Source organism: Sphaerisporangium sp. NPDC051017 (genome assembly GCF_040683095.1).
GTDB lineage: Bacteria > Actinomycetota > Actinomycetes > Streptosporangiales > Streptosporangiaceae > Sphaerisporangium.
The window spans coordinates 137,428-156,356 of sequence record NZ_JBFBCI010000012.1 but is presented as its reverse complement, the minus strand read 5'-3'; the positions used below and the strand labels follow the sequence as shown (position 1 = coordinate 156,356).

The 18,929-nt window shown below is 64.4% G+C and carries 15 protein-coding genes and 1 pseudogene; 9 read left to right on the top strand and 7 right to left on the bottom strand.

All coding sequences use genetic code 11. The features are described 5' to 3' along the window. Positions 1–175: 175 nt before the first annotated feature. The 5 genes from AB0M95_RS13715 to AB0M95_RS13695 all read right to left on the bottom strand — a co-directional run bounded on the left by AB0M95_RS13715 (position 176) and on the right by AB0M95_RS13695 (position 9,837). Entirely contained in the window at positions 176–796 is a 621-nt protein-coding gene (locus tag AB0M95_RS13715; RefSeq protein WP_363763294.1) for a hypothetical protein, read from the bottom strand. A gap of 314 nt (positions 797–1,110) precedes the next feature. Further along, positions 1,111–1,986, bottom strand: coding sequence for a PD-(D/E)XK nuclease family protein (locus AB0M95_RS13710; protein WP_363763315.1), 876 nt, complete (start codon positions 1,984–1,986; stop codon positions 1,111–1,113). Positions 1,987–2,125: 139 nt separating this feature from the next. Next, complete coding sequence (locus tag AB0M95_RS13705; protein WP_363763291.1) at positions 2,126–3,988, bottom strand: ATP-dependent helicase; 1,863 nt, start codon at positions 3,986–3,988, stop codon at positions 2,126–2,128. Between the two features lie 66 nt (positions 3,989–4,054). After that, on the bottom strand, positions 4,055–6,724 hold the full coding sequence (locus AB0M95_RS13700) for a site-specific DNA-methyltransferase (protein ID WP_363763288.1): 2,670 nt from the start codon (positions 6,722–6,724) through the stop codon (positions 4,055–4,057). A gap of 2 nt (positions 6,725–6,726) precedes the next feature. Then, positions 6,727–9,837, bottom strand: a complete 3,111-nt coding sequence (locus AB0M95_RS13695) for a BPTD_3080 family restriction endonuclease (RefSeq protein WP_363763312.1) — start codon at positions 9,835–9,837, stop codon at positions 6,727–6,729. 441 nt (positions 9,838–10,278) lie between these two features. Here AB0M95_RS13695 and AB0M95_RS13690 point away from each other — a divergent pair, with 441 nt between their 5' ends. From AB0M95_RS13690 to AB0M95_RS13675, 4 genes are all read left to right on the top strand, one after another. Next, on the top strand, positions 10,279–11,121 hold the full coding sequence (locus tag AB0M95_RS13690) for a helix-turn-helix transcriptional regulator (RefSeq protein ID WP_363763285.1): 843 nt from the start codon (positions 10,279–10,281) through the stop codon (positions 11,119–11,121). A 108-nt stretch (positions 11,122–11,229) separates the two neighbouring features. Further along, positions 11,230–11,655: an ATP-binding protein gene (locus AB0M95_RS13685; RefSeq protein WP_363763282.1), complete on the top strand. Its 426-nt coding sequence runs from the start codon at positions 11,230–11,232 to the stop codon at positions 11,653–11,655. A 216-nt stretch (positions 11,656–11,871) separates the two neighbouring features. After that, entirely contained in the window at positions 11,872–12,714 is an 843-nt protein-coding gene (locus tag AB0M95_RS13680; protein ID WP_363763279.1) for a sigma-70 family RNA polymerase sigma factor, read from the top strand. Positions 12,715–13,000: 286 nt separating this feature from the next. Next, positions 13,001–13,447, top strand: coding sequence for a hypothetical protein (locus tag AB0M95_RS13675; protein ID WP_363763276.1), 447 nt, complete (start codon positions 13,001–13,003; stop codon positions 13,445–13,447). A gap of 181 nt (positions 13,448–13,628) precedes the next feature. On the opposite strand, the gene ubiA is transcribed toward AB0M95_RS13675, so the two are convergent. Next, positions 13,629–14,501, bottom strand: a complete 873-nt coding sequence (ubiA, locus tag AB0M95_RS13670) for a 4-hydroxybenzoate octaprenyltransferase (RefSeq protein ID WP_363763309.1) — start codon at positions 14,499–14,501, stop codon at positions 13,629–13,631. A gap of 61 nt (positions 14,502–14,562) precedes the next feature. Between ubiA and AB0M95_RS13665 the strand changes: the two genes are divergently transcribed. The 5 genes and pseudogenes from AB0M95_RS13665 (at position 14,563) to AB0M95_RS13645 (ending at position 17,943) form a co-directional block, all read left to right on the top strand. Continuing rightward, entirely contained in the window at positions 14,563–15,411 is an 849-nt protein-coding gene (locus AB0M95_RS13665) for an oxygenase MpaB family protein (protein ID WP_363763273.1), read from the top strand. Between the two features lie 278 nt (positions 15,412–15,689). Further along, the gene (locus tag AB0M95_RS13660) at positions 15,690–16,196 is read left to right on the top strand and encodes a hypothetical protein (RefSeq protein WP_363763270.1); all 507 of its coding nucleotides are present in this window, start codon (positions 15,690–15,692) and stop codon (positions 16,194–16,196) included. Next, positions 16,196–17,134 carry a DUF4097 family beta strand repeat-containing protein gene (locus AB0M95_RS13655; RefSeq protein WP_363763267.1) on the top strand — a complete coding sequence of 313 codons (939 nt, stop codon included), beginning with the start codon at positions 16,196–16,198 and terminating at the stop codon, positions 17,132–17,134. The genes AB0M95_RS13660 and AB0M95_RS13655 overlap by 1 nt, the downstream gene beginning before the upstream one ends. An 18-nt stretch (positions 17,135–17,152) precedes the next feature. Then, positions 17,153–17,392: pseudogene (locus tag AB0M95_RS13650) on the top strand (ATP-binding cassette domain-containing protein); the annotation flags it as partial. A 14-nt stretch (positions 17,393–17,406) separates the two neighbouring features. Beyond that, positions 17,407–17,943 (top strand): DUF1707 domain-containing protein, encoded by a 537-nt coding sequence (locus AB0M95_RS13645; RefSeq protein ID WP_363763264.1) that lies wholly within the window; start codon positions 17,407–17,409, stop codon positions 17,941–17,943. Between the two features lie 366 nt (positions 17,944–18,309). On the opposite strand, the gene AB0M95_RS13640 is transcribed toward AB0M95_RS13645, so the two are convergent. Next, a complete protein-coding gene (locus AB0M95_RS13640) occupies positions 18,310–18,729 on the bottom strand; it encodes a hypothetical protein (protein ID WP_363763261.1) in 420 nt (139 codons plus the stop codon). Positions 18,730–18,929 lie beyond the last annotated feature (200 nt).

The following is an 18,929-nucleotide window of genomic DNA, read 5'->3' as shown; positions in this document are numbered from 1 at the left end:
TCGCTTTGGGGGAGTCCGCGACCATCGGTCTCTCGCACGAAGTGATCATTCCACAAGATTCACAGATCGTCTAGATCAAAGATTTCTGCTTAATAACGTGGAGGTAAAGGCTACGCGGGTTGTGAGACCAATATCGTCGACTAGCCATCGTATTTTAGGGACCTGACGAGCTATCTCATCGGCGGCGACGATGATCGCATCTGCAGTCGCGTTGGCCACAGTCGGCTCTATAGGCGGGTTCATATGATTTGTCCGCCAGAGGGTTCTTTGCGATTCTGACGAGGTTATGTGTTTCGGAGAAATGTGCTCCTTGGTTTGCTACGAAAACCGTCATTCCTCCAAAACTAGGGTGAACCGCATCGCATAGCCACTCGTAGATTTCTTTAATGTTTTCGTTAGGGCGTTGCTTCGCAAGCTTGTTCACGTAAGTCATAACGTTGGTGCTCTGGAGCGGCGGCTTGACATCTACTGACTCCGCAAGGCGAGTTCCGAACTGACCACGTGAAATTCGTTTTTCCAAGGGAGCTGCGAATCGGCTGATTGAGTCAGAGGTCGGCACACCCATTTGCTTGAGCTCATCCCATTCAGCCATCATTGCGTCGGTCTCGGCAGAGAAGGCTGCAGCGCCTTCGAGCAGGGATCGGGAGCAGGCAGCAGCCGTAATGATCTGCCATATATGGAGAGCGCTGCTTGAGGACTCTGCAAGCTGTTGGGCACGCCAAACATGCGTGAGCCACCAAGCGCCTAGCCGACAGTGAAGATCAAGAAAGATGATCTGACCGACGATGGCGTCCATGGATAGGGGCTCTGGAAGGCGAAGGTATGGTGTCGCGATTCCGCTGCGACGTCCCTGGCTGTCATACCGAACGGTGTAGAACCAGGAACCTGCATTAGGAAGCCTTTGAGTCATCTCAAGATCCGCTTGCAAGGTACCAGTTGCCCGGAGCGGGACAGGTCTGTGGAGGACCCAGCCTGCGTGATCGGGAATGTCGGCCGTCATTGCCTTGAGCGTTGTGATGGTCTCTCTGAGGCGGCTGACACGCTTAACGCCTAATGCTCTTGTGACGGATGCGTCGGTCATTTAAATCTCCGCGATGTGCCGCAGTTGCATCATAGGGAATGTTGCCTATCCCGGCATACGCCGACGAGGTCGCAACGGTCGCAGGCCGTGCACCAGGCAGAGTGGCGCGGCATGTTATTTTCTCGGAGCGCGTTTCCCGCGTCGCGGATCTTATTGCGGATGTCGCCGAGGAGCTGGGCGTTCACGACCTCCCGCTTGCTATCGGCGCGATCGTCGAGGTTTAGTACCTCGATCAGATCGGCGCGCTTCCCGGTCAGCTCCTCATAGCCGGCGGCGTATACATGAAGTTGGTCTCGGGTGATGTCCTCGGTCTGTGCGCGCTGTGTCGACTTGAAGTCGACGATGGAGGTTTCGTCGGTGTCGAGACGCCTGATGAGGTCGATCCGCCCGTCGACCGTCACGCCTGAGGCGACGTGAACCCGGATCGGCTGCTCCGAGTAGAGCGTCTTCGAGAGCTGGTCGCCATTCTCCCGCAGGTAACGCCGGACGGCGCCAAGCGCGGCGTTGCGGAGCTGCCCCTTGAGCACGTCGCCAGCGAACGGGGCGTGGAGGTGACGGTCAACGAGGTCCTCGACTTCGACGTCGTCAACGAGATCCCCGTCGATGGCCCGCTTGTGGATCTCGGCCATCACGTCGTGCAGGGACTTGCCGTAGCCGAGCTCCTCACGGATCGGGACGTCGAAGCCGTAGAGGAACCGCAGCTTGAACTGGTAAGGGCACTCGAAGAGGTACTTCAGCTCGCTGAAGCTCAGCGTGACCTCGGGGACCTCGTGACGAGCACGAGGCTCCAGACGCTCGTCTGGCAGGGGCGTCTCCGCGGTGAGGACGTAGGCGTTGCGGGTAGTGAAGGTGTAGAAGTCCGATTGGTTTCGGTACATCTGGCTGTTGCCCGGCGAGTACGTCACCGCCAAATACTTCTGGGCACGGGTCACCGCGACGTAGAACAGTCGCACCTCATCGTCTTCGGTCCCCCGGTAGCGGTCGGCGTCAGGAACGGCCTCGGCGGGGATGACGTGAAAGGCGTTGAGCCCGCCCTGACGCTTACTAATGAGAAACTATGCTACTGGACAATTTCGAAGCCCTGACCTGCGGCGATGCCATTTCCGTGGTCCAGTAACCACGTTTCCCTTTAGTACCGGGGAACCGGTTCTTCCGCATGGCGGGGACGAAGACGGCCGGCCACTGCATGCCCTTGGCTTGGTGCACGGTCGCGATGGTGACCGCGTCAGGCGTGGCGTAGCCAACGTCGGCATCACTCTCGGCGTAGTAGCCCGGGGCCTGGTGGGTGAGCCAGTTCACGAAGTTGCCGTACAGCGACTCGAACGAGCTGCGGTAGTTGATCTGCTCGAAGGTCGAGATGACCTTGCTGAACTTGCCCAGGTTGTAGAAGACCAGCTCGCCCCGGGTCACGTCACCGGGGATCTGCTCCTCCCGGATCTGAATCTCGCTAAGGAAGTCGACGTAGATCTGCTGCAGCGTAAAGGTGCGCTTGGGGTGACGCTTCAGGTTGAGTGCTTTCGCCCGGTCGAGCACGTCCAGCCCTCTGTCGAGTCGGGGGTAGTCAAGACCGAGCCGCGCATCCAGCCAGGCGTCACACAGATCCTCCTCGGTCACCGGTGTCCCATTGGCTGTCTGGCCGGTCAGGTACTCGAAGAGCTTGACGCACGCCTGGACCTCGGGGGCCTCGAATAGCCGGGCAAGGCCCTTGATGACGTAGGGGATGTCACGACGCTTCAGCTCCTCGACCAGCGACCCGGCATCCTTGCTCACGCTGCGGAACAGGACGGCGAAGTCCGAGTAGGACAGCCCGCGAGGCTCGGCATCGGGGGCGTCTTGGAAGGGCAGGCCACGCATATGCTGGATGCGGTCGCAGATCCACTGCGCTTCGGCTTCGGCGTCGTCGAAGGCTAAGGCGAGGAGGTCGCCTCGCTCGAACCGCTGGTGGCCGGAGGCGACCATCTTCTTTGGTAGCCTGCGGCCGGCGTTGCGCTCGGCGATGCTCCGGCCGAGCGAGACGACGCCGACGCTGGAACGGAAGTTGTCGTCCAAGGTGACCTTGCGCACTCCCGGCATCCGGTTGGCGAACGTCAGGATTCCGGAAACCGCGCTACCCCGCCACTGGTAGATCGTCTGGTCGTCGTCGCCGACCACGCAGAGGTTCGCGCCCCAGCGGGTGAGCCGCTGGATGAGCTGCTCCTGGATGGGGTTGGTGTCCTGGTACTCGTCCACAACGAGGTAACGGAGGTTGTCCCGGACATGGCGGACCAGCGCGCCAGCCATCGGGTCGGCCGGGTCCTCGCCAAGCAGGTCGACGATCGTGCGGAGCTGTTCGGTGTAGTCGAAGTAGCGGTGCGCGTGCAGCAGCTGCCGGTAACCCTCCAGATTCTCGACCAGATCCGGCGGGAGCACAGACTGGTCGACGTCGTCTTCGCGAAGGATGCCGAGCACCTGCATGTAGAGGCCGGAGTTCACGTAGCGCTTCAGCAGCCTGGGGTTGCCCTGGACCAGTGCGGTGGTGCGAGTGAGCTCGCTCTTGGAGCTGTTGCGGTCGATGAACAGCCGGGTCTGGATGTCATCCAGCACGCCATACTTAAACGTCTCAGGCACGTGCTGTTGCATGGCGTCGAGCGCGTAGGCGTGCATGGTGCCGATGAACATCTCCGCTAAGCCGGGCAGGAAGCCCAGCTCGTCATTGACGAGATCGGTGACCCGCTCCTGCAGCTCGGCAGCCGCCTTCTTGGTGAAAGTGAAGGCGACGATGTTACGCGGCTGAACCTGGGGCCGGCGCAGGATCTCGACGATCCGCTGCGAGATCACCTGGGTCTTGCCCGAGCCGGCGCATGCCACGATCAGCAGCGGATCGTCGAGGGTGGCGAGGGCTTCCCGTTGAGCATCCGTGTACTTCATGCGCCTACCTTGACCCCCACCACCGACAATTTTGGATTCGTACGGCTACCGCGCCGGGACACTCGGTCATACGTCGTAGACTTGGAGCACCTCGTCGCCGTAGTGGTTGATGACCTTCACCGCGATCTTGCCGGTGTCCGGTGGGCGGAACGGTAGAGACCGCGTGGTGTACAGCGATGCCCAGGCCGCCTCGTTGATCTCGGCCTTGAGCGCCTTTTTCAGCCTCGTGTACGGATCGCTGCCGCCGGTGAAGTAACAGTGCCGGACGAAGAACGACTCGCCGTCGTAGTTGGTGTCGATCATCCAGAGCGCGATCTCTCCCGTGTCGCTAGAGCGGATCGCGCCTCGGGTCGGGTCATAGACGTCGATGCCGCGGATCTCCACGAGCACGCCCTCATCCATCGATTGGATGTCGATGTCAGGCTCGCCGAACACCATGAAGAGGTTGCCGGTGCCGGTCCTCTTCAGCACATCAGCCATGACCAGGTCGGAGTTCATCCGGACCAGCAGGATCGGCAGCCTTCCAAGCTTGCGCTCCTCCTGCACCGAAGCGAAGTCCTCGGCGCTTGGCTTGAACTCCTCGGTGGTTTTTACCGCCTGCGGGTCGAACGCGAAGGCGCAGATAATGAGCAGGTCGAAGCCCATGCCCCGGATCGACTCGCGGGCGGCCCGGCGGATCCAGCCTGGGTCGACGGTGCCATACTGCGGGCCGATGCTGACCGCGATCCGCTGCGGGGTGCCGTCCTGGCCATTCTTGCGAATGCCCTCGGCCTGGATCAGCGTCCCGGCGAAAGGGGTCAGTGATTCGAACTCCAGCCGCTCGTTTTTCCGCCCATTCTGCACCCCGGCTTTGGCCAGGTTGTCGAGGATGGACTGCTCGAAGTTCGAGGATTCCTCCTGCTCGGCCGCATGCTCCGTCCCAGTCTGCGCGGCGGTCGGGACCGTCTTGTGCGGTGACAGGCTCTCAACGGTGAACGGGCCGGCTACCCGGATCTTCTTCTTGTCCTCATATGGCTGGTCATAAAGCAGCTCCTGTTCTGAATGCCGCTTGATCGCCGCGTCGATCTCCTCGCGAGTCATCCCTTCCTTGATGTCAGGGTTATTCGCGATGGACTTGAGTGTGACGTGAGGCACTCTCTTATAAACAAAGCCTCTACGTATATCGCCCTTGGGTAATTCATTCGTCGGAGATTGCCCGGTTAGCTTGGCCTCCTGAAGTCTTCCTTCGTTAGAATCTGCCAAGAGATAAAGCGGATACTTCGCCGCCATTATTCGTTGGCGCGCAAGCGCTAAGGCTACACGCGATGTATCCAATGTGATCCAGCGCCGCCCCCACTCTTCCGCTACGTAAGCGGTAGTACCCGAGCCGCACGTGGGGTCGAGAACGAGGTCCCCTGGGTCCGTTGTCATGAGCATGCATCGCTCAACAACCTTAGTGTTTGTCTGAACGACGTAAACTTTGGGATCACCAAACCCTGCCGTGGTGGTATCGTCCCAAAAGTTGTTATACGGAAAGGCGGGAAAGTCGTCGAAGTACCGGACATAATATAAAGTACGGGCGGCTCCGGTTAGCCGATTAGATAACTGAAGTTTGTCCATTCCACTCCGATTTGTCTTCCATCCGCCTTTGGTTGGTGTGAAAACACCTTCCGGAATTTCTACGGGAAATACGGTTGTCTGTCCAATCCGTGTAGTCTGAGATGTGGTCTGATCCTTGCGGAAGACGCGACCTATCACATCTCCGGTCTTTGATTCTGCGGCGGTCATCCGGCGGCGCGTTCCGTCGGGTTCCTCCACGAACGTGTACGCCGTTCCTTCAACTCCAGCGAACTGTTTCTGGCGATAAAGAGTTCGGTACTTGATAAGGTTCACATCTCGCGCGTACCAGAGAACGTAACTGCTGACAGCGGACAGCACATTAGTGCCGCCCGCGAAGCTTCCAGCGCCGGATGTCGTCTTGAAAGTGATCAAAGAGCAAAAATTGTCGCTACCGAACACTTCATCCATAAGTGCCCGGACTAGATGAACGTTTTCGTCCCCTATCTGCACAAATGTCGAGCCGGATGGAGTGAGGAGGTCGCGCGCTAGTATCAGACGATGTCGCAGGTAGCCCAGATAAGAGTGAATTCCCAGTTGCCATGTGTCACGAAAGGCTTTGATCTGTTCTGCTTCACGAGTTACATCTTCAAGTTTGCCGTCTCTCACGTCTCGCTTGCCGGTGGAAGCTTGAAAGTTGGACCCGAACTTGATGCCGTATGGCGGGTCGATGTAGATCATCTGGACCTTGCCGCGGAGGTTCTCCTTCTCCGCGAGTGAGCCCATGACCTGCAGTGAGTCGCCGAGGATCATGCGGTTCGACCAGTTGGCCTCGTGCTGGTAGAACTCGATCAGGTCCATGCCGTCGAGCCCGTCGAAGGTGTCGAAGAGCGTGAGCTCCGGCTTCTCGTCGGGCCGCTCGGCGGTGCGGCGGAGGTTCTCGATGAGCACCCGTGGGTCGATCTTTTCCTGGATGTAGATCGGCGGCGCGTCGACCACGAAATCGTCCGCATCCTGCTCGTCCTTGCCCTTCCAGACCAGCTGAGGGTCGAGTTCCGGGTTGCGCGGATACAACAGCATGGCTGGCTGCGCCGCCTCCTCGTCGAGCAGGTCGTGGGAGTCCGCGGTGGGGATGTTGACCCGCTTGTCCTCGTGCTTGATCGCCTCGACCGGAGTGGGTCCGGAGTTCTTCACTGCCACGCTTATGCTCCTTCTCCCGTGTTGACCAGCAACGTGTCGTCCTCGGTGTCCCAGGCAGCCCCGTCCCAGTCGGGTCCGGCCTCGGCGCTTGCTCCGGTCCTCCCATACAGACCCCGGACCGCGGATTCGAGATCTGACCGGAACCGGTCGGGGTCCTTCAGCACGCAGTAGCTCCACCGGCCGAAGCCGCCGTGGTTATTGACCGCTGGCACCCAACGGTTGCGGGCGGTCGCGGCCTTCTCCTTGGTGGGCTCGGCCGGCTTGTGGCTCCCCGACACCTCGACGATCAGGGTGTGCACCAAGTCGTCACCATTGCGGGGCGCGAGTCGAACCAGAAAGTCCGGGAAGTACTGGTGGCTTCGTCCCTTGATTGCGTACGGGACTGCGAAGCCGAGGTGGTCGTTCTTCACGTAGGCCGCGACCTCCGGCATCGCCTCCAGGGTCCTTGCGACCTTCTCCTCCCAGGTGTTGCCCTGCGGCCCGTCCAACACGACGAAGTTGACGTGGCTCTTCTCCTCAGCCGTCGCGTACACGTACTTGGAGGTGAAGAAGTCGACGTCCTCTGTGGAGCCCACATGGTCGAACGGCCGGAAGATCGGCAGCACCTTCGGCCGACGGCTGCCCTTCTGGGTGAGGATCGACTCCTTGATGCGCCGCGCGGCCTGGTCCGTGAGCTCCGACAGGCAAAGCATGCCGAGGAAGGCATCCCCTTCGAGGTCGACGCACTCATCCAACCACTGCTTGGTGATGTCGAGCACCGGAGGGAAAAGCCAGGGCTTCCGGTCGCCAGGGTCCGCGAGGTAGTTCTCGGTGGTGCGCTTGGCGACCTCGAAGGCAACCTCCTGCTTCCGTTTCGCGCGCAACTTGTCCAGAAGGTCGGTTCGTTTCTCACCGACGATGCCAGCCACCTCGGTGAGAGTCGGGATCACGTCGGTGTTGAGCGCCATCCGGCTCTCGGCGTCAAAGCTAGGGATCATCTCCTCGTCGGGCAACTCGATGCGGTACCCAACCAGTCGTGGAAAGATGATCTCCGCACGCCCCCGGTCGGGTAGGGCGTGCACCCGGCGGGTCTGCTTAATCTTTAGGTCTCTGGTCTTGCCGACCGTGGGGATGAACTGGAACGGAACGCCGTACACGTCGGCGTACTCGGGCGTGAAGAATCCGTTCTCGTCGACTGCGTAGGAGCGGCGGCGCAGCCCTCGCCCGACCACCTGCTCGCAGAGAAGCTGGGTGCCGAAAGCCCGGACGCCCAAGATGTGGGTAACGGTGTTGGCATCCCAGCCCTCGGTCAGCATTGAGACGCTGACCACGCAACGGACGTGCTCGCCCAGCTTGCCCTTCTTGCCGACGGTGTTCATCACCTCACGCAGAATCTCAGCGTCGTCCACCTTGTCGGCGCTGCGCCCGGTGAAACGGCGGGCGTACTCCTGCTTAAACTCATCGATCTCGTGCGCGAGCGCCTGGTGAAACTCCTTGGTCAGTTCGCCTCTTTCGAACTGCTCGGAGTCGACAAGGATGGTGGGCGGGCGATGCCGCCAATCATGGTCGTCGTCGACGTTGGAGAACAGCGGGAGGTTGCCGCGCACCGCGACGGTGGTCTCATCGTCCACCTGCCTGTCCCAGCCGGCGATCCAGTCGAACACCATCTTGGAGACCGTGGTGTTGTTGCACACCACGATGAACACCGGGGGCGGGTCGCCGTTCTTCGACGCCTCGGACTCCCTCCACGACCGGTACGCCTTTTCGTACGAGCCGTAGAGGCTGTGCAGGGCGCCTTCGAGGGCCGGCGGCAGATGCTCGGCGGAGACGGTCGCGTCCTTGCGGCCTTTCTTCGGGAGTTCGTTGCTGATGTTCTGCCACAAATGGAGGTAGGTCACGTCGTCGGACGAGCGGTTGTCGTCCACCGGAACACGGGGGATCTTTACGATGCCCGACTCGATGGCGTCGACCAGAGAGAAGTCGCTGACCACCCAGGGGAAGAGCGTGCCCTCCTTGTAGCCGGAGCCGGACAAGAAGAACGGGGTGGCGGAGAGGTCGTAAACGGTTTTCACGCCGAGCTTCGCCTTGACGGCCCGCAGGCCGTGGAACCAGACCCGGGCCTTCTCGTTGCGAGAATCGGCCTCCTTCTTATCCTCCCCCTTCAGCGCTTCCTTGGCATCTTCGTCCGGGTTGTCGATGCGGTCGCGGTAGCAGTGGTGGGCCTCGTCGTTGAGGACGACGATTTCCGAGCTGCCTCCCAGCTCCCGGCAGACCCGGGTGACCATCTGGCCCACGCTCTCCCGGAACGGGCTCGGTGCACCGGAGTAGCCGGCCAGAAGCTCCTTGGTGGTCTTGGCGACCCCTTGGCCGAGCTTGGTCTCCCTACGCTGGAAGGCGTGAAAGTTTGTGATCGCGATCTTCGCCTGAGCGAGCCTGCCGTACAGGTCAGGGGGAACCAGGTCGCGCATCCGGAAGTAGTTGTCGTCGTCCTCGGGGAGCAGCACGCGGAGCCGATCGCGAATGGTGATGCCGGGAGCGACGACGAGGAATCGCTTGGCGAACCGCTTGTCGTTCGGGGACTCGACTTTGTTGAGTGTCTGCCAGGCGATGAGCATCGCCATCACGACGGTCTTGCCCGCGCCAGTAGCCATCTTCAGTGCGACCCGGCTGAGATCGTCGTTGTACTCCTTGTTGAGCTCGGCCAGCTTGTTTGGGATCGAGGCGTCCCCGTCCTTGTGCACGGCCTCGGCGAGATAGATCGCCGTCTCGGCGGCCTCGCGCTGGCAGAACAGGATCGGATTGTTGCGCTCTGGATCGCTCCAGTACTCCAGCAGACGGCGCGATGTCGCGGTGACGTGCGGGTATCCGATGGCCCGCCAGCGGTCGACCCGGCCCCGGACGGAGTTGACGAAGTGGTTCTGCTCGATCTGGTCTCCGGTCAGCCCGAGCTCAGGGAGGTCAAGCTCGACCTGCACGCTGCTTTTGCGTGCCCTCGGCACCGGGACGAAGTAGGAGCTTGGCCGGCGGCCCTTGAGGATTTCCTCGGTGATGCCGTTGTTGTCGAACTTGAAGTGTCTTGTCGGTGGAAGGTATGGCGAGTTGATGATGGGATTGTCGATGACACGATCGGCCACTCGCCGCCTCCAAGGAAAGTTTCCACAAGTCGAACAAAATCTTATAGACAGGGTCTGCAAATGACTAGAAAGAAGCAAAGCTGTGATCTTGTCTGCCACGTATGAGCGATAAGAGCCTTAGGGCGACGAACGGCGATACATCAACGTTTTCGGGTGATTCATCCTGTCTATCCGGATTGCTGTGTGTTGCTATGGTGTGGACGGTGAGCGCATAGAGTCGTCCTCGCAGGTCATCCTTATTGTCCAAGTTGGCGAAAAGCTGATGCGGCGGTCCGTGAGTCGACCGGGTTTTGGCTGTGGAACTCGTTGGCTATTTCGGTCCGGCCAAAATCCAAATATCGAGCCTGTTCGCGCCCTACGTGGGTCCCCCTTGGCAGGTGCAACCTTGGGAAAGACCGGTCGTCAGTAAGCGAGCTGGGTGAGCGTGGTAGAACGCTGGGTGTGGAGGAGCGGCGGGATCGGTTGCGGGGGTTGGGGGAGCTGTTTCGGCGGCTGCGTCGGGATGCTGGGCTGACCGGGAAGGAGTTGGCTCAGCGGGCGCAGGTGGGGCAGCCGACGATCTCGCGGATGGAGACGGGGCAGCTTCTTCCTACGCCGGAGACTGTTGAGCGGGTTTCGGCTGCTCTGGGGCTCGGAGATAGGGATCGTGCCGAGCTGGACGCGCTGCTGACGCGGTTGCGGGATGAGGTGTCGCGGTTACGGGGTGGGCTGGCCGGCCGGGAGGCGGCGAATGCTGCCCGGGTTCGTTCTGCTCAGTGGATGGCGGTGTTCTCGTCGGCGATGATCCCGGCGCTTTTGCAGACGGCCGAGTACGCGCGACTGGCGTTGGCGGTCGGCAGGGATGTGGATGAGGACGACGCGGTCAGGGCGGCGGCGGTGCGTGTTGAGGCGCAGGCGGTGCTGTTTGAGGAGGGCCGGAAGTTCGCGTACGTGCTGACGGAGGGGGCGGTGCGGACATGGCCGGGGTCGCCGTCGTTGATGCTGGCGCAGCTTGATCGGTTGGTTCAGGTGTCGACGTTGCCGCATGTTCGGCTGGGCGTGGTGCCCTGGAGGACGGAGGCGCCGGCGTTTCCGCTGCATGGGTTCACGATCTTTGATGGGGCGGTGAGCGTGGTGGAGAGCCTGACGGGTGATCTCACGTTGACCGAACCGGGTGAGATTGGAATGCATGAGGACGCTTTCGAGGCGTTTGCGGCTTCGGCGGTGTACGGCGATGACCTGCGGGATTTTCTGGGCGAAATCGGGGCGGACTTTCGGAAGTTGGCAGCCCAGCTAGAGAAGTGACGCATTTATGCGTCGAATTCCTTGAGGAGGATCAAGTTCAGGTCATACGCTCGCGTCGTGGGTGTATAGCCCTCTAGACGTTGGAGCGTATCTATGGGCGCATGGCGCATGTCTCGGTCATTCCTCGGCACTTCCCTCTCGGTCAGGGAAGCCCGCCGGTTCGTCACTACCTACCTCGCAGGCTGGCCGATCGTGGAGTCGGCCGAGCTCATCGTCAGCGAACTCGCCGCGAACGCCGTCCGGCACACCGCCAGCGGCAGGTACGGTGGCCAGTTCCAAGTACTCATCCACGCTCAGCACGATCGGGTCTGGCTGGGTGTCGTGGACGCCGGTGCGGCACATGGCCCGAGCGTCTTCTCGCCGGAGGACGATGAGGAGGGCGGCCGGGGTCTGATGATCGTCGGCGCTCTGGCCGACAGCTACGGGGTCCGCGGGGACGAGCGGGGGCGCATCGTATGGGCGCTGCTGCTGGTCAACGCCGGCAAGAACGCCCCGGCCGCGCCTGTGCCCGGTTCCGAGGCGTCGCGTGCTTGATCTGCTGCCCTCGTGCTGCGAGCGTGGCCCTTGTTCGCTGTGGAGCGGTCGGCGGGGTCTGTAGTGAGCCCGCGGGGCGTGCCTAATCGCAGGTGGAACATAAGGGCGGTAAGCCTTCAAGCCGGTGAACAGCTCAAACGCGTACTGTCTAGGGGAATGGACGACAAAGCGTCTAGGGGCCTAGACTCGGTGGAGTATCACCGAGAGGAACCGGCCGTGCCATCCAGCGAGCTTGAGCGTATCGCCGCGATCGAGGACCCGTTCGTCCTGTTGCGCGCGGCCACCGAGCGGCTCAACGCCGCCCAGCAGGAGGTGACCGAGCTGGCCCGGCTGCGCCGGAGGGTGATCCAGGACCTGCATGCCCAAGGCATGTCCTATGCCCAGATCGCCGAGGCCGCCGGCCTCACCCGGGGCCGTATTCACCAGATCCGGCATACCGGACCTGCGCCGGAAGGGGCGTTCTTCGGTACGAGTGCGGTCACCGTGGTCACTCCGCTGCGGTTTGATCCTGCGACCGGGCGCTCGGTGGTGGCGTTGGATGACATGCGGGCCGGAAGTCGCCTGGAGAACCTCGTTCGCGGCTATGGGCTCAGTGTCGGCTCCGACAATGTGTCGGTGGACGGGGACATCGACCTCAACCGTCCCGGGCTGCTGGTCATCTGCGGTCCCCGCATGTCCGCGGCCGTGCGTGAGTGCTACGACAAGGATCCGGTGATCCGGTGGGACCGCGATGACAAGGGATGGTTGCTGCGCGATACCCGCACGCGGACCGTGTATCGGTCTGGCACGCAGACCGACCCACCTCGCCCGACCGATTCGGCTTACCTGGGGCGGCTGCCTCGGCCGGACGGTGCGGGCACGCTTTTGATCATCGCGGGGATCCATCCGAATGGGTCGCTGGGGGTGATTCACTTGCTCGCGAACGAGACGGCGACGCTGTGGGGGCAGGTGGGGGACCAGCGGTTCTCCACGGTGGTGGGGGTGGAGTACGACCCCGACAACGGGGAGCCGGTGAAGGCTGAGCTGATCAGTCCGCTGTACCGCCACGACGAGGACTAGGGGTTACGCGACGTGCGTCTGACCTTCGCGACCGAGCCAGCGTATCCCGGCCGCCTGAACGAGGACTTCATCGCGACCTCACCGAATGCGGTGGCGTTGCTGGATGGCGCTGGAACGCCGCCGGGAGTGGAGTGCGGTTGCCGTCACGGCGTGGCCTGGTACTCCCACACGCTCGGCTCCACTCTCATTGCGTCGATGACCCAAAGCGCCGGCACGCTGGGGGAGATTCTGGCTGATGGGATCAAGACGGTGGCCGGTCTGCATGCGTTGAGCTGTGATCTGACCCATGCCGGGTTCGCCTTCGGCGACCGTGGTCATGCTGCGCCGGACGGGCGAGATGCTGGAGTGGCTGGTGTTGGCGGACTCCGTCCTGGTCCTGGACGTTGCCGGGTCGCCCGAGCCGGTGGTCGTCTGTGACGATCGGGAAGCCCAGGTGGGTGCGCGCTATCGAACCCGCATGGACGCGCTGCCCGGCGGCAGTCCCGAACATCAGCAGGCGCATGCCCAGTACGTCGAGGCCATGCGCCGACATCGTAACCGCGACGACGGTTTCTGGGTCGCCTCGGTCGACCCGCTGGCCGCAGAGCAGGCCCAGACCGGCGCCATGCCTGCCGGCGAGGTTCGCGCGGCGGCGTACTCAGCGATGGAGCTTCTCGCTTGGTCGACCGGTTCGGGTTGGCCACGTGGCGGCAGTTGCTGGATCTGCCCGACGTCTCCGGTCCTAGTGAGTTGATCGGCCGGGTGCGGCAGGCCGAGCGTTCTGACCTGGAGGGGCGCCGCTGGCCTCGTGGCAAGACCTTTGATGACGCTACCGCCGCATATGTCTCGGCTCTCGACGATGGCGAGTAAGCGACACGCCGCATCCTCCGTGAGCAGATCGACGGCGCCACCGGCCGATGACGACGCTCCCGCCGTCAGCTCCGGAAGAGGTACTCGAGCGCGATACCGGCGAAGATCACCATGCCGACGTAGTTGTTGTTCGCAAACGCTTTCATACATTCCGTACGACCGCGCCGGCGAATGAGGAACTGCTGGTGCAACGCGAACAGGGCTGCGGCTGTCACGCCACCCGCATGCCACGCTCCGAGGTGCAGTTCCCGTCCGGCCAGCCAGATGGTGATCAGCATCGCCGCCTGCATGATGCCGACGACGAGGCGATCAGCGTCGCCGAACAGGATCGCGGTCGAACGGATGCCGAGGGCGCGGTCGTCGTCGCGGTCGACCATCGCGTACATGGTGTCGTACGCCACCGTCCACAGCAGCCCGGCGGCGAACAGGAGCCAGGCCGCCCGTGGCATTCCGCCGTTGTGCGCCGCGAAGGCCATGGGAACCGACCAGGTGAAGGCAGCGCCGAGGTACAGTTGCGGCGCCGGGAAGAAGCGTTTCATGAGCGGATAGGTCAGCAGCAGCACGCCGCCGGCCAGCGCCAGCACCTGCGTCTGCCGATTCAGCGTGGATACGAGTCCGAGCGCTGCGACGCCCAGGACGCAACACAGCCCGACCGCCTCGGCCGGCCTCACCTCGCCGGTGACCAGGGGACGGCCCTTGGTGCGCGCCACGTGCCCGTCGTACTGACGATCCGCGAAGTCGTTGATCGCACAGCCCGCCGAACGTGTCAGCACCGTCCCGGCAACGAACACGAGGAACACGCGCTCGTCCGGGTCGCCGTTGGACGACAGCCATAGCGCCCACATTGCCGGCCACATCAACAGCCAGATACCGATGGGCCTGTCCAGCCGGACCAAGCGCGCGTAGGCGCCGAGCCGGACGATCGCTCGATGTATCATCGCCACCAATGAATGATCCCGTTGCCCACCATGGCGCCTCGGCAAGGATTGCCTATTTGTCATGAACCGTGACATAGGTGTGTTCGGGCCCGACTCGGTGAGCTGGAAGGTCTTCGGCGAGCCGATCGTCGCGCTGGGCGGCTTGCGCAGCCTGTACCTGCAGGCGCTGCATCCGCGTGCGGTCGCGGGGGTCGCGCAGAACTCCTCGTATCAGACCGACCCGTGGCGCCGGCTCATTCGCACCTGGGTCTACCTGCGAACCATCCTGTACGGCACGACCGCCGAGGCGGAGGCCGCCGCGAGCCGGGTCCGGCGCCTGCACGCCGAGATGCGGGCAACGGACCCGCGTACCGGCGAGGTGTTCCATATCGACGAGCCCGACCTGCTGCGCTGGGTCCACGTGACCGAGGTCGAGTCGTTCGTGACCACGGTTCGCCGCGCCGGCCTCCGGCTGACCGACGCCGAGGTCGACCGTTACTACACCGAACAGCGCCGGAGCGCCGCGCTGATCGGCCTCGACCCCGCCTCGGTCCCCGGCACCGCGGCGGATGTGGCGGCCTACTATGAGGCCGTTCGTTCGCAACTGAGCCTGACGACGGAAGCAGCCGACATCGCGGCCTTCCTGGCCACCTGCCCGTCCGTGCCCGCGGAATGGAACAGACCGGCTCTTCGGCGCGCGCTCGCCAGCGGTCCATCGCGCGGGCTCTACCGGGTCCTGGCCGCGACCGCCGCCGGCCTCCTACCGCCGTGGGCCCGCCGACTCTACGGCGGTCGGGGCGGTCCGGCGACCGACGTCATCGCCGGACTGTCGGCCCGGGGAACCCGGCTTCTGGTCCGGGCGGCTCTACCGCCGAAATATCGCGTCCCACCCATGCGTCGAGCGGCGCTGGAACGAGCCGGCCGCAGCTGACGGCCGCGGACACAGCACCGGCTCCACGACCTCCGCCACGGCGCCGCCTCACTGAGCATCCGGCCCCGCCCTCGCCGCCTTCGCGTGCTCCGTCCGCCAGGCTCCGCCTCCACCGGCACGTCCTCGAAGAGGCGTCCAGCGGGATCCCGAACGTGTGGACGACTCCTGCGGATCGACGAGCACCGCCACCAGGCAGAACGTGCGTGGCACCTAAGTGACGTCAAGGATACGACCGATTTCCGCTTGTTGTGACGCCACGATGATGCCATATTGGCGTCATGGACCTTGCGTCGTATGTCGATCACCTTCGCCGCGAGCTCGCGATCGCCGCGGGCGCGGGCGGCGAAGAAGCTCGCGCGCTGGCGGAGCGACTTGCCGCGACGCTTGAGTCGGCCACCCGGCTCGTGCTGCTCGAAGCCCTGTCGGCCGCCGCCGACGAGATCACCCAGGACCTCGCACCGGGCTCGGTCGAGGTGCGCCTGCGCGGCCGCGACCCCGCCTTCGTCGTGACCCCGCCACCGACCGCCCAGACGTACGAGGAGCAAAGGCCGTCCGCGCCGCCGCCCCCGGACGTCGACGACGGAGGCACGTCCCGCATCTCCCTGCGAGTTCCCGAGCACCTCAAGCCGCGCATCGACGAGGCGGCCGCCCGCGATGGGCTGTCGGTCAACGCCTGGCTGGTGCGCGCCGTCTCGGCCGCGCTAGACCCCGGCGACGCCGCCCGCCGCTCCGGCAGGCGTCCACCTCAGCAGACCGGCAACCGTTACAGCGGCTGGGTGCGCTGATGTCCACGCCAACCCACGACAAGGGAAGCGGAATGCCGACCTTCGACACTCCCGAACCGATCTCCGCCATTTTCGCCATGGCGCACGCCACCATCCAGGTCGAGGCGAGCGCCCGCGCCGACACCGTCGTCGAGATCCGTCCGACCGACGAGCACAATGACGCCGACGTGCGGACCGCCGAGCGCACCGAGGTCGAGTACGCCGACGGCAGGCTCGTGGTGCGGGGCGAGAACGAGCAGCCCGGTTCGACCGCCGGCTGGGGGCTGTCGCTTGGCAGGCTCGTGGAGTCGCCCGCGAGCTGGGCGCGTTCGCTGCTGCTCGGCCCGGGCTCGGTCGAGGTGACGGTCGGCCTGCCGGCGGGTTCCCGCGTCGACGTCACGTCGGCGGGGAGCCTGCGCTGCCGGGGTCCGCTCGGCGAGGTGGCGTGTACCACGTCCTACGGCGCCATTCGCGTCGAGCAGGCCGGCATGCTGCGGCTGAAGAGCACCCACGGCGACATCTCGGTCACCCGCGCGTCCGGTCACGCCGAGGTGACCACGACGCACGGCGGCATCCTCATCGGCCGGATCGACGGCACCGCCGCCGTCAAGACCGCCCACGGGAGCGTCCGCATCCGCGAGGTGACCGGCGAGCTGCGGCTGAACAGCGCGCACGGCGACCTCACCGTGGACCGCGCCCTGGCCGGCGTCACCGCCAAGACCGCGTACGCAAGCCTGCAGATCGGCGAGGTGACCTGCGGCTCGGTCGTCCTGGAGACCAACGGCGGCGGGCTGGACGTCGGCATCCGCGAAGGCACCGCCGCCTGGCTGGACGTGAGCTCCACGTACGGCACCGTGGATGTCTCCCTCGACCCCAGCGACGTCCCCGGTGGAAGAGATCGGACCGTCGAGGTGCGGGCCCACACCACCCACGGCGACATCCTCGTCCACCGTTCCTGACCACCAAGGAGATTTCTCATGCCAGATGCGATCGTGGCCGAGGGCCTGGTCAAGAAGTACGGCGCCGTCACCGCCCTCGACGGCATGGAGTTACGCGTCCCCGAGGGGACGGTGCTGGGGCTGCTCGGCCCGAACGGCGCCGGAAAGACAACCACCGTGCGCATCCTCACCACGCTGCTCGTACCGGACGCCGGGCACGCCAGCGTCGCCGGGTTCGACGTCGTCCGGGACCCGAGCCGGCTACGCGCCCACATCGGCGAGGCGGTGAGCCGATGAACCAGGCACCGGTCTGCGACCGCGATCGGGACAGGGCGGTGGAGCTGGTCCAGCAGGCATACGCGGACGGTCGGCTCAGCTCCACCGAGCTGGAACTTCGGCTCGAACGGGCGCTCACCGCCACCTCCGCGCACGAACTGCAGCCGGTCGTCGCCGACCTGCCGGACGAGACGGTCCGGCTGTGGTCCATCGGCGGGCGCCTCACCCGGACGGGCGACTGGCAGGTCCCGCGCCGGCTGCGGGTCGACTCCGAGTACGGCAGGGTGCGGCTCGACCTGTCCCGCGCCCACATCCCGCACGCGCGGGTCGACATCGAGCTCTGGCTCACCTACGGTCACGCCACGATCATCCTGCCCGCCGGCGCGAGTGCGAACACCAACGGAGTACACGCCGACTGGGGCCGCGTGACCTGCAAGGCCGCGGCCCGGCCACGTCCGGGCGGGCTGCACATCCACATCACCGGCGAACTGCCCTACGGCCATCTGACCATCCGCAACACCCGCAAGTGCCACTCGGTGATGATCACCTTCTAGCCCGGATCAGGCCGGCGGTCCTGCACGGGGATCCGGCCCTTCGTCCGCCCGGAAACCGTTCTACGCCGGCAACGCGACATGGCCGGTGCCCACGGTTGCGGCACTTGAGCGGTGGTCGACCGCGGCACGTCGCACCTCGTTGAGAGGCTGGCCGCGATACGCTCTGAGCCGTGCCCGAGCAGACCCCCGCGCTCTTCCGCCGCGTTGATCGGTCGTCCTGACAAGAGGACGGCGACCAAGGCCCGCAACAAGCTGATCAAGTCGACGAGTCTGCAGCGGTACGCGGTGACCCAGCCGATGCGCGACCTGCCGTCCTCACGGCTGACCCGCCGGGCCATGTCGGGCTGGTGGGAGAGGTTCCCCGTCTCACCGGACCCGGTCTACCGGCTTCTTGACGCCGCTGTCGATGTAGCCGCCTGGCGGTATGCCGAGGACGGTTGGCTTGCGGGCGATCTGGCCGACGACATCGTCACCCTCGCCGCAAAGCAGGAGCGCGACGACCTGGCGGTGACGATCGCGGCACGACGGGCCGCGCTCACGCTCCTTCACGAGGCGCAGGCCAACTGCGACGACTCCTACGGCCGCGTCAGCATGATCGTGGAAGGTGCGCTGGACAAGTATGCGGGTACGCCGTGGCCCCAGACAGGCCTGGATCCGGAGACGTTCTGGCGCGACTTCGCCGAGATCACGTGCCTGATGTCCAATTACGGAGTACCCGACGCCGAGCTCATGATCGAGCTGCTGCGCCGCGCCGACGTCGCTCTGGACGCGGGCCTGGTCGACCATGTGCTGCGTGAGGTGCAGTCCGACTACCGCGCCGCCCGGATGTCCTGGTACGCCGATACCGCAGGCGTGGCGGGCGTGTGCCGCCCTGGCCGCCGGAAGGCTCACCCATTTCCCCGAGCTCGGCGCGCAGGCGCCCTGGCATGTCGTCCAGATACTGCTCACGTCCGCCACAAGCGGGAAGCGTCCCGACATCGCCCGAG

Excerpts from the sequence above, each read along its gene's own strand:
- AB0M95_RS13715 (WP_363763294.1), bottom strand. The coding sequence starts at position 796 with ATGGACGCCATCGTCGGTCAGATCATCTTTCTTGATCTTCACTGTCGG.
- AB0M95_RS13705 (WP_363763291.1), bottom strand. The coding sequence starts at position 3,988 with ATGAAGTACACGGATGCTCAACGGGAAGCCCTCGCCACCCTCGACGAT.
- AB0M95_RS13685 (WP_363763282.1), top strand. The coding sequence starts at position 11,230 with ATGTCTCGGTCATTCCTCGGCACTTCCCTCTCGGTCAGGGAAGCCCGC.
- AB0M95_RS13675 (WP_363763276.1), top strand. The coding sequence starts at position 13,001 with ATGCCGGGTTCGCCTTCGGCGACCGTGGTCATGCTGCGCCGGACGGGC.
- ubiA (WP_363763309.1), bottom strand. The coding sequence starts at position 14,501 with ATGATACATCGAGCGATCGTCCGGCTCGGCGCCTACGCGCGCTTGGTC.
- AB0M95_RS13665 (WP_363763273.1), top strand. The coding sequence starts at position 14,563 with ATGAACCGTGACATAGGTGTGTTCGGGCCCGACTCGGTGAGCTGGAAG.
- AB0M95_RS13660 (WP_363763270.1), top strand. The coding sequence starts at position 15,690 with ATGGACCTTGCGTCGTATGTCGATCACCTTCGCCGCGAGCTCGCGATC.
- AB0M95_RS13655 (WP_363763267.1), top strand. The coding sequence starts at position 16,196 with ATGTCCACGCCAACCCACGACAAGGGAAGCGGAATGCCGACCTTCGAC.
- AB0M95_RS13645 (WP_363763264.1), top strand. The coding sequence starts at position 17,407 with ATGAACCAGGCACCGGTCTGCGACCGCGATCGGGACAGGGCGGTGGAG.
- AB0M95_RS13640 (WP_363763261.1), bottom strand. The coding sequence starts at position 18,729 with ATGGTCGACCAGGCCCGCGTCCAGAGCGACGTCGGCGCGGCGCAGCAG.